The 9,415-nt window shown below is 66.3% G+C and carries 8 protein-coding genes; 3 read left to right on the top strand and 5 right to left on the bottom strand.

Features of this window, described 5'->3' with window-relative positions; translation table 11 throughout:
* A partial coding sequence (locus tag VML93_RS20340) for a GAP family protein (RefSeq protein WP_325613444.1) occupies positions 1 to 266 on the top strand: 266 nt, incomplete at its 5' end.
* A gap of 13 nt (positions 267 to 279) precedes the next feature.
* On the opposite strand, the gene VML93_RS20335 is transcribed toward VML93_RS20340, so the two are convergent.
* Positions 280 to 2,538 (bottom strand): serine/threonine-protein kinase, encoded by a 2,259-nt coding sequence (locus VML93_RS20335; RefSeq protein ID WP_325613443.1) that lies wholly within the window; start codon positions 2,536 to 2,538, stop codon positions 280 to 282.
* A 249-nt stretch (positions 2,539 to 2,787) separates the two neighbouring features.
* On the opposite strand from VML93_RS20335, the gene VML93_RS20330 reads away from it, so the two are divergent.
* Both VML93_RS20330 and VML93_RS20325 read left to right on the top strand, forming a co-directional pair.
* Entirely contained in the window at positions 2,788 to 3,960 is a 1,173-nt protein-coding gene (locus VML93_RS20330) for an FAD-binding oxidoreductase (RefSeq protein WP_325613445.1), read from the top strand.
* Between the two features lie 34 nt (positions 3,961 to 3,994).
* The gene (locus VML93_RS20325) at positions 3,995 to 4,885 is read left to right on the top strand and encodes an aldose 1-epimerase (RefSeq protein ID WP_325613441.1); all 891 of its coding nucleotides are present in this window, start codon (positions 3,995 to 3,997) and stop codon (positions 4,883 to 4,885) included.
* A 96-nt stretch (positions 4,886 to 4,981) separates the two neighbouring features.
* On the opposite strand, the gene VML93_RS20320 is transcribed toward VML93_RS20325, so the two are convergent.
* Genes VML93_RS20320 through dnaK form a run of 4 tightly spaced genes read right to left on the bottom strand, consistent with a single transcriptional unit; the run spans position 4,982 to position 9,118 of the window.
* Positions 4,982 to 5,362, bottom strand: coding sequence for a heat shock protein transcriptional repressor HspR (locus VML93_RS20320; RefSeq protein ID WP_325613440.1), 381 nt, complete (start codon positions 5,360 to 5,362; stop codon positions 4,982 to 4,984).
* The gene (dnaJ, locus tag VML93_RS20315) at positions 5,362 to 6,528 is read right to left on the bottom strand and encodes a molecular chaperone DnaJ (protein WP_325613439.1); all 1,167 of its coding nucleotides are present in this window, start codon (positions 6,526 to 6,528) and stop codon (positions 5,362 to 5,364) included. Before dnaJ ends, VML93_RS20320 begins: the two co-directional genes overlap by 1 nt.
* A 38-nt stretch (positions 6,529 to 6,566) precedes the next feature.
* A complete protein-coding gene (gene grpE, locus VML93_RS20310) occupies positions 6,567 to 7,244 on the bottom strand; it encodes a nucleotide exchange factor GrpE (RefSeq protein ID WP_325613437.1) in 678 nt (225 codons plus the stop codon).
* Complete coding sequence (gene dnaK, locus VML93_RS20305; protein ID WP_325613436.1) at positions 7,241 to 9,118, bottom strand: molecular chaperone DnaK; 1,878 nt, start codon at positions 9,116 to 9,118, stop codon at positions 7,241 to 7,243. Before dnaK ends, grpE begins: the two co-directional genes overlap by 4 nt.
* Between the last annotated feature and the right edge of the window lie 297 nt (positions 9,119 to 9,415).

Raw genomic sequence — 9,415 nt, 5'->3', positions numbered from 1 at the left:
TGTTCATCTGCGCGGCGGCAGGCTTGTCGATCGGCACCGACGCGCTAGGTGCCGCCGGAACCGTGGCCTCCGCCGCACTGTTCGTCGGCGTCTCCGCGTCGTCGGTCGCGATTCCGATCCTGGCCTACGCGGTCGCCGGCGGGCGCGCCGACCCTCCGCTGGAGCGAGTCAAGAACTGGATGGAAAAGCACAACGCCGCCCTGGTCGCCGCGATTCTGGTGCTGATCGGATTATTGGTGCTGTACAAGGGAATTCACCACCTATAGCGGGCTTCGCCACTCACGCGCTGTTGACCAGGATCGCGTACTGGGCGGCTGCGCGCTGTTTGGCGTCCTTTTCCTCGTTGCTCCAAACCGTGGCGACGTAGCGCCCGAACGAGACCACACATTGGAAGCGACCGTTCGCGTTGTCGGCCCAGATTTTTTGCTTCAGTTCGTAGCAGCGCGCATCAGGGAGTCCGACTGGCGGCGCCACGTCGTGGTCGATGTATTCCTCCCGGGCCGCCTCGACCAGCTTGGGCAACAGCGCCTGTGCCGCCTTGTCGTCTCGAGCCCGCAATAGTTGACTGTCAGCGCTGAACGCGCACCGGTCGACCCCGGCCTGGGCGGACAGTCCGTCCTTTAGAGCTTGGCCGTCTACACACGGAGTGGTCGTGAGCGGTCCCATGCTCCCGAAGCCCACGGATATCTTCGGTTGTTCTCCCGCGACGAAAGTTCGACTGAGCATGTTGTCCGGGTCGCGCGGGATCGACGTAAGGCTGGCTTCGGCGAACGGAATCAGCTTGGCGATGAGCGGCTTCGACAGATCGATGGCGCGCTTGATCCGCTGCACCAGATAGTCCAGGACGGGCTTGCTGTCGCTGCGAACGCCGATGGATAGGACCACACGGCCGATGGCCACGGTCGCCGCAACCGAGGGGGAATCCGGCCGATAGTGCGCCTTTGCCTGCGGGTAGCCCGGGATCTGCGCCACCTTGTTCTCCGGGTTGACCGCGAAGTCGACAGCGTCCATCTCTGCGGCGGCCCGCGCCGCAGAATCGTCGTTGGGGAAGCTGGTCAACAGGACCCTGACCAGGTCGCCGTTCGGATTGCGGGTGAAGTCGAAGAGGCCCTTGTCGAGGCCCTCGAGCAGATAGCCCGCGATCATCCCGTATTTGTCCAACACCGGTTGCACGAGTGGGGTTCCGGTGCCGGAGATCGACGTGGCAGCCGTCTTTGTGTCCGCAATCGGATTCCCGTAGATGTGATCCAGGATGGGGTCGACGTCATAGGGGTCGGCGATGCCCTCGGCGAGACGAAACGCCTCGAGGAATACGCCTTCCTCTTTGCTCGTGACGCCCGTCAGCGGACGTGGCTGCGTCCCGTAACGTCCCACGTCCAGTTTGCTGATATCGGGACCTTTCGCTCCCGCGGGCTTGTTGCCGGTGAGCTTCCAGATCCCGACGCCGGCAGCCAGCGCGACGACGAGTGCCACCGAGGCCGCGATCGCAATCCAGTGGCCCTTGCGACGCGTCGGCGCGGGTTGCGGCCACGGCTGCACTGGTGGTGGACCGGTCGGCGGGCCGACGGGGCCGGTGGGCGGCCCGTACGCCGTCGGTGCAGCAGGGGCCGGTGCCCAGTTCGCGGGCGCTGGCGGCGGCGTGGTGGGGCCGGCCTGCGTCCGCGGAACACTAATCGGCAACGTGAAGGCGGCAGTCGCGGAGCCCAACTGCCCGATGGCCTGCTCGGCCGCTTGCGCGAACTCACCGCTGGTCGCATACCGCTCTTCGGGCTTTTTGGCCATGCCCCGCGAGATCACGTCGTCCAGTACCGGAGGCAGCCCGAAGCGCACGCTGGCGCGCGGGGGCGGCTGCGTCAGGTGGGATGCGACCAGGGTCGCGCGGTCCCCGGTAAACGGCGGCGATCCGGTGAGCGCTTCGAACAACACGCACGCCAGCGAGTAAGTGTCCGCACGGGCGGTCACCTGGGTTTCATCGCCGTTGAACCGCTCGGGGGCCATATAGGTCCATGTTCCGAGGGTGTCGCCGACCTGGGTCAGTTTCTGCTCGGTGGCGGCGTTGGCGATCCCGAAGTCCACCAGGTAGGCGAAGTCGTCGGCGGTGATCAGGATGTTTCCCGGTTTCACGTCGCGGTGCAGCACCCCGGCGGCGTGGGCGGCATCCAGTGCCGAGGCGACCTGGCGCACTACCGACACCGCTTTGGCCGGCGGCAGCGGCCCCGATTGCTTCAGCATGGTGTCCAGGTCGGTGCCGTCGACCAAGCGCATGTCGACGTAGAGCTGCCCGTCGATCTCGCCAGTGGAGTGGATCGACACCACATGAGGGTCGTGGAGCCGTCCGGCGATCCGGGCTTCGCGCTGGAGCCGCCGTCGGTAGTCCGGATCCTGCGCGTAGGTCCCCGAAATCAGCTTCAGGGCGACGACCCGGTCCATGACGGTGTCCTGGGCCTCATACACCGTTCCCATGCCGCCGCTGCCAATCAACCGCTTGAGCAGGTAGGGCCCGAACTGCGTCCCGATCTGCACGTCTGTTTCAGTCATCGCTGCTCCCTGTCGCCGGGCATCCAGGCATCAGCGACGCACCGGCGAACCAGCCGGCCGACGTCGATATGCCGTGGGCAACGGTATGTCCGAAATCGGTGCACCGAACCAGTAGTGGACTACTTCATTTCGGATGCCGAGGTACGCGCAAATTGCACTCCGGCCGTGTCCGGCTTAGAACTGTCGACTTCACCGATCGATGCGTTCGGCTCGGCAGGCCGCTTCCACGGCGGCTTAGAATCGTGGTTCGTGGGCCTGGACGACCGGCAAGCGTTGCGGGTGTTGCACGACGCCTTCAAGCAGGATGAGTCAGCCGTCCCCAACGAGGTCGTCCATCGCTTCTACACGCACTGGTTTGCCCTCGACGTCTCGGTGCGCGACCTGTTCCCGCCCGAAATGGCAAGCCAGCGGGCCGCTTTCGCCCAGGCCCTGCACTGGGTCTACGGCGAGCTGGTGGCCCAGCGCGCCGACGAGCCGGTAGCGTTTCTGGCCCAGCTCGGCCGGGATCACCGCAAGTACGGGGTGCTGCCGCGCCATTACGAAACGATGCGCCAGGCGCTGCATGCGACGCTGCGCACCCATCTGGGCGAGGCCTGGACCGCTGCCGTCGAAGATGCGGCCGTTCAGTCGCTCAACCTGATCACCGGGGTGATGAGCGGCGCCGCCGACGCCGAGGAGGGACCCGCCTGGTGGGACGGCACGGTCGTCGAGCACTGTCGGGTGTCGCGCGACCTGGCTGTCGTTCGGCTGCGTCTGGACCGCCCTATGCACTATCACCCGGGCCAGTACGTCAATGTCCAGATTCCGCAATGCCCACGCCGCTGGCGATTTCTCAGCCCGGCGATTCCGGTCGACCCCAATGGCGGCATCGAGTTTCACGTCCGCCTGGTTCCCGGCGGCTTGGTCAGCACCGCGATCGTCAACGAAACGCGGCCCGGCGACCGGTGGCGGATATCCAGTCCGCACGGCGCCATGCGGGTCGACCGCGACGGCGGGGACGTGCTGATGGTGGCCGGCAGCACCGGTCTGGCGCCGCTGCGGGCACTGATCATGGACCTCAGCCGTTACGCGGTGAATCCACGGGTACACCTGTTCTTCGGCGCCCGCTACCAGTGCGAGCTCTACGACCTGCGCACGCTGTGGGAGGTCGCGTCGCACAATCCGTGGCTGTCGGTCTCGCCGGTGTCGGAGTACCGCCGCGACCCGGCCTGGGCCGCCGAATACCCCGACGTCACGCCGCCGCGCGGCCTGCACGTACACCAAACCGGTCGGCTACCCGAAGTGGTGACCAAATACGGCGGCTGGGGCGACCGGCAGATCCTGATCTGCGGCGGACCGGCCATGGTCCGCGCCACCAAGGCCGCTCTGATCGCCAAAGGAGCTGCGCCGCAACGTATTCAGCATGATCCGCTGTCGCGCTAGCACGACACAACCGCGTTGAACTAGGCTGACCGCCGTGCATGTCGTCACGCTGCGTGACCCGTCGTCGTCGGTGGCCGCCCAGTTCGTGCCCGAAGCCGGCATGATCGGCACGTCGCTGACCGACGACGGGGTGGAACTACTCGGCCAGCGCCGCGGTCTGGACGCCTACCTCACCGCTGGCAAGACGATGGGGATCCCGATCCTCTACCCGTGGGCAAATCGGTTGGGCTCCAACGAATATACGGTCGACGGCGAGTTCGTCATCGTGGATCCGACGGCCGCTGGGGTCCGCACCGACCCAAACGGGCTGCCGATCCACGGCCTGCTCGCCGCCTACCCGGGCTGGCGAGTCATGAGCGAGTCGGCCAACGAGCTGATCGCCGAGTTGGACTTCGGCGCCGACCAGGCGCTGCTGGCCAGCTTCCCGTTCCCCCACCTGCTGGTGGTGCGCGTCGCGCTTGCCGACCGGACGTTGAGCGTGGACACCACCGTGGCGGCCACCACCGACAAGGCCGTGCCGCTGTGCTTCGGCTTCCACCCCTATCTGCAGTTGCCCGGCGTGGCCCGCGGCGACTGGATCATCGACACTCCGCCGCTGCGGCACTTGGCCCTCGACGAGCGAGGACTGCCCACCGGCGAGACCGCCGCCCAGCCGGCCACATCGGATCGGTTGGGTCACAAGGCCTTTGACGACGCCTACGATCAGGTCGCCGACGGCGCGGCGTTCGCGGTGTCCGGCGGCGGCCGCCGCATCGAGGTGCGGTTCGAACAGGGGTATCCGGCTACGCAGATCTTCGCGCCGGCCGGCGAAGATTTGGTGTGTTTCGAGCCGATGACCGCGCCGACGGATGCGTTGTGCCGCGGCGGTTACCGGTGCGCGCACCCCGGCGAACCTGCGCTCGTCCGGTTCTCGATCCGCGTCTAGCGGCGCGATTCTTGTGAAGATCCGGCGGCGAGGGGCCCCAAAATGCCGGGGAGAGGGGCGTTTTCCTGTACATATGGGCGCGCTCGCGGCCGCGAGTCAGCGGCGCGGCTGCCAGACCACCAGCGCCGTGCTCTTGGGCACCACCGCGACCTCGCGGCGCTGGTTGGCACGCAACACCGCCACCTCGTCGGCCATTTCCTTCAGCCGCGACTGCAGCGCTTCGACTTGATTGGTCAGCTCGATGATGCGTTTGATGCCGGCCAGGTTGACGCCTTCGTCCTGCGAGAGTCGCTGCACCTCGCGCAGCAGATCGACATCGTGCTGGGAATAGCGGCGCCCGCCACCGGACGTGCGCTGCGGGATGACCAGACCGAGCCGGTCATAGGTGCGCAACGTCTGCGCGTGCATGCCGGCGAGCTCGGCGGCTACCGAGATCAAAAACGTCCGGGCTTCTTCTCTCTTGGAGTTCTTGGCCATCAGCGATTACCCGACCATCCGGCGCGTGGGTCGAAACCACTGGACCGCTCGGCGGCCGCATAGGCCTGCAGCGCCTCCTCGGCGGCGCCCTCCAGGTTCGGCGGGACGGAAACCTTCACGGTGACAAGCAAGTCCCCGCTACCGCCGCTGCGCTTGGGCACACCGCGTCCACGCACCCGCAGGATGCGGCCGTCGGCGGTACCCTTGGGCACCCGGACGCCGACGGTGCCATCCAACGTCGGCACTGAAAGCGTTGAGCCCAAAGCCAATTCGGTGAAGCTGACCGGAATGGTCACGGTGAGGTCGTTACCGTCGCGACCGAACACGTTGTCCGGCCGCACATGCACCGTCACATACAGGTCACCCGACGGGGCACCGCGCAACCCGGCCTCGCCCTGCCCGGCCAGCCGAATCCGCTGGCCGTCCTCGACACCCGGCGGGATCCGCACATTGATGGTGCGGGTACGGGTGGTGACACCGGTGCCATTGCACTCCTCGCAGGGGTGCTCGATGATCGAGCCGCTACCCCGGCACTCGGTGCACGGTTCGGAGAAACCGAACGCGCCCTGATTGCGGCTGATCACACCGGCGCCGTTGCAGTTTGGGCACACCTTCGGGCTGGTGCCCGGCCGCGCGCCGCTGCCGTGGCAGTTGGTGCACGGCGCCGGGCTGGTCAGCCGCAACGGCATGGCCACGCCCTTGGCGGCCTCGAAGAAGCTCAGCTCGGTCTCGGTCTCCAGGTCGTTGCCCCGTCGCGGCCGGCTGGGACGGGCACTGGCGCCGCGTCCGAAGAGACCGCCGAACAGGTCGCCGATGTTGGCGCCGCCGGACCGACCGGCAGCGTCGAATAAATCGCCGAGGTTGAACTCGGCGCCGTCACCGCCGAAACCGCCCGTGAAGCCGCCGGTGTCGAACCGCCGGCCACCGAAGCCCCCGCCGGCGAACAGCCGACGGGTCTCGTCGTACTCCTTGCGCTTGGCCTCATCGGACAACACGCTGTAGGCCTCAGAAACCGCCTTGAACCGTTCTGCTCCGGCGGGGTTCTTGTCCGGATGCAGATCGGAGGCCAGTTTGCGGTAGGCCGTCTTGATGTCTTTCTGACTGGCGTCGGAGGAGACGCCGAGCTCCTTGTAGAAGTCCTTCTCGACCCATTCACGCTGGGCCATATCGCGTCACCCCCTCCCGCCTTCCTCGATGGTTGTCACTAATCTTCCGCTGATTCTGATTCTGTGCCCTGCTGGACCGGGGTGTCCGGGTTATCGCCCGTGTCGACCGCCTCTGTTTCGACTTCACCGGGGATGTCGCCGGGCACCGTGTCGACGACGCCCACCAGAGCGTGGCGCAGGACCTGGTCGCCCAGTTTGTAGCCCTGCCGCATGACAGTGCCGATCACCGGCTTGGAGCCCGGACCGCCGTCGCCTTCATGCTGCACCGCTTCGTGGAGCGCCGGATCGAAATCCTCGCCCTCGGCGCCGAACGCCGTCAGGCCGAAACCGCTCAGCGCGCCCGCCAGTTTGTCGGCGACCGACTTCAGCGGACCCGAATCCAGATCGCCGTGCTTGCGGGCCCGTTCCAGATCGTCGAGCACACCCAGCAATTGGCTGACGACGGCGGCCTTGGCCCGATCCGCCGCCGCCTGCTGGTCGCGCAGCGCCCGCTTGCGGTAGTTGGCGAAATCGGCCTGCACACGTTGCAGATCACCGAGCAGTTCGGCTGCCTTGCCGGCCTCCTCGGGCGATTCGCCCGCGAATGCCGCCGATGGCGCCCCTCCCGGCACCCCTTCTGATTGGGGGCCGGAAGGGACGTGCCGAACTTCGCCCGTTTCGGGGTCGATCCGTCGTTTGTCGGTGACCGTTACCTGTTCTGGATTTCCCTCGGTCACTTGGACTCCCGATCGTCGTCGACCACCTCCGCGTCCACGACATCGTCAGCTGAGCTGCCACCGTGACCACCGGCGCCGGGCGGGGGGCCCGAAGCGTCAGACGCGGCGTTCTGCGCGGCTTGGGTGGCTTCGTAGATCGCCTGTCCCAGCGCCTGCGACTCCTGGCCCAGCTTCTCCATCGCCGTCTTGATCGCCGAGATGTCCGATCCACCGAGCGCCGACTTCGCGTCGGCCACCGCGGCCTCGACCTTGCTCAGCGTCTCCTCGGGCACCGGGCTACCTTCGGCCTCACGCTGCTCCTTGACGAATTTCTCCGTCTGGTAGACCAGCGTCTCGGCCTGGTTGCGGACGTCCGCCTCCTCGCGACGCTTGCGGTCCTCCTCGGCGTGCGCCTCGGCATCCTTGATCATCCGGTCGATCTCCTCCTTGGACAGGCCGGAGCCCTCCTGGATCTTGATCGTGTTCTCCTTGCCGGTGCCCTTATCCTTGGCCGTGACGTGCACGATGCCGTTGGCGTCGATGTCAAATGTGACCTCGATCTGCGGGACGCCGCGCGGAGCCGGCGGGATGCCGGTCAGCTCGAAGGAGCCGAGCAGCTTGTTGTGCGAGGCGATTTCGCGCTCACCCTGGTAGACCTGGATCTGCACCGACGGCTGGTTGTCGTCCGCGGTGGTGAAGGTCTCCGACCGCTTGGTCGGGATCGTGGTGTTGCGCTCGATGAGCTTGGTCATCACGCCACCCTTGGTCTCGATACCCAGGCTCAGCGGCGTAACGTCAAGCAGCAGAACGTCTTTCACCTCACCCTTCAACACACCTGCCTGAAGAGCCGCTCCCACCGCGACAACTTCATCGGGGTTGACGCCCTTGTTGGGCTCCTTGCCGCCGGTCATCTCCTTGACCAGGTCGGACACCGCGGGCATACGCGTCGAACCGCCGACCAGCACCACGTGGTCGATGTCGGACACCGAGATGCCGGCGTCCTTGATCACGGACTGGAACGGCTGGCGGGTGCGGTCCAAAAGGTCCTGAGTGATCTTCTGGAACTCGGCCCGGGTCAGCTGCTCGTCGAGGAACAGCGGGTTCTTGTCCGCGTCCACGGTGATGTAAGGCAGGTTGATCGAGGTGCTCTGGCTCGAGCTCAGCTCGATCTTGGCCTTCTCGGCGGCCTCACGCAGCCGCTGCATGGCCATCTTGTCCTTGGTCAGGTCGATGCCACTGGTGCCCTTGAACTTGTCGACCAGCCACTGCACGACGCGCTCGTCCCAGTCGTCACCACCGAGGTGGTTGTCGCCACTGGTGGCGCGAACCTCGACCACACCCTCGCCGATCTCGAGCAGCGAGACGTCGAAGGTGCCGCCGCCCAGGTCGAAGACCAGGATGGTCTGTTCCTTCTCGCCCTTGTCCAGGCCGTAGGCCAGCGCCGCCGCGGTCGGCTCGTTGACGATGCGCAGCACGTTGAGGCCGGCGATCTGGCCGGACTCCTTGGTGGCCTGCCGCTGGGCGTCGTTGAAGTACGCGGGCACGGTGATGACCGCGTCGGTGATGTCCTCACCGAGGTAGGCCTCGGCGTCCCTCTTCAGCTTCTGAAGAATGCGGGCGCTGATCTCCTGCGCGGTGTATTTCTTGCCGTCGATCTCGATGGACCAATCGGTGCCCATGTGCCGCTTGACCGAGCGAACTGTGCGGTCGACGTTGGTCACCGCCTGGTTCTTTGCCGGCTGGCCGACGAGCACTTCGCCGTTGCGCGCGAACGCGACAACCGAGGGTGTGGTCCGCGACCCTTCCGAGTTGGCGACGACCACGGGGTCGCCACCCTCGAGAACTGAGACGACGGAGTTGGTGGTCCCGAGGTCGATACCGACCGCACGAGCCATAGTGATTCCTCCTGAGTTGGTAGGGCTTCTTCTTTCCTGCACTATGATGAGTGAACCCCGCTCAAGACTGCCCCTTCTGGAGCCTGGCTGTCAACCCAGACTTGAGCCTGAGTCACTCAACTTGTTGACCATCTTAACGGCAGGCGTTCGGACTTTGTTCCCGGGGTGGGTGAGCGTCTCGCGATGTCGGGTGTGAATCGGCGCCGCTGAGCGGTCCTACTTCAGTCGCCCAGGCGGTAAGCCGTGCCGACAGCGTCACACTCACCACCCTAGATAACAGAGCAATCGCTCTGTTAT

Source organism: Mycobacterium sp. (genome assembly GCF_035499775.1).
GTDB lineage: Bacteria > Actinomycetota > Actinomycetes > Mycobacteriales > Mycobacteriaceae > Mycobacterium.
Note: the sequence above shows the minus strand (reverse complement) of the source record. Positions and strands in the feature narration are given on the sequence as shown.

Coding starts and splice junctions, on each gene's coding strand:
- dnaJ (WP_325613439.1), bottom strand. CDS start 6,528: ATGGCCCAGCGTGAATGGGTCGAGAAGGACTTCTACAAGGAGCTCGGC.
- VML93_RS20335 (WP_325613443.1), bottom strand. CDS start 2,538: ATGACTGAAACAGACGTGCAGATCGGGACGCAGTTCGGGCCCTACCTG.
- dnaK (WP_325613436.1), bottom strand. CDS start 9,118: ATGGCTCGTGCGGTCGGTATCGACCTCGGGACCACCAACTCCGTCGTC.
- VML93_RS20320 (WP_325613440.1), bottom strand. CDS start 5,362: ATGGCCAAGAACTCCAAGAGAGAAGAAGCCCGGACGTTTTTGATCTCG.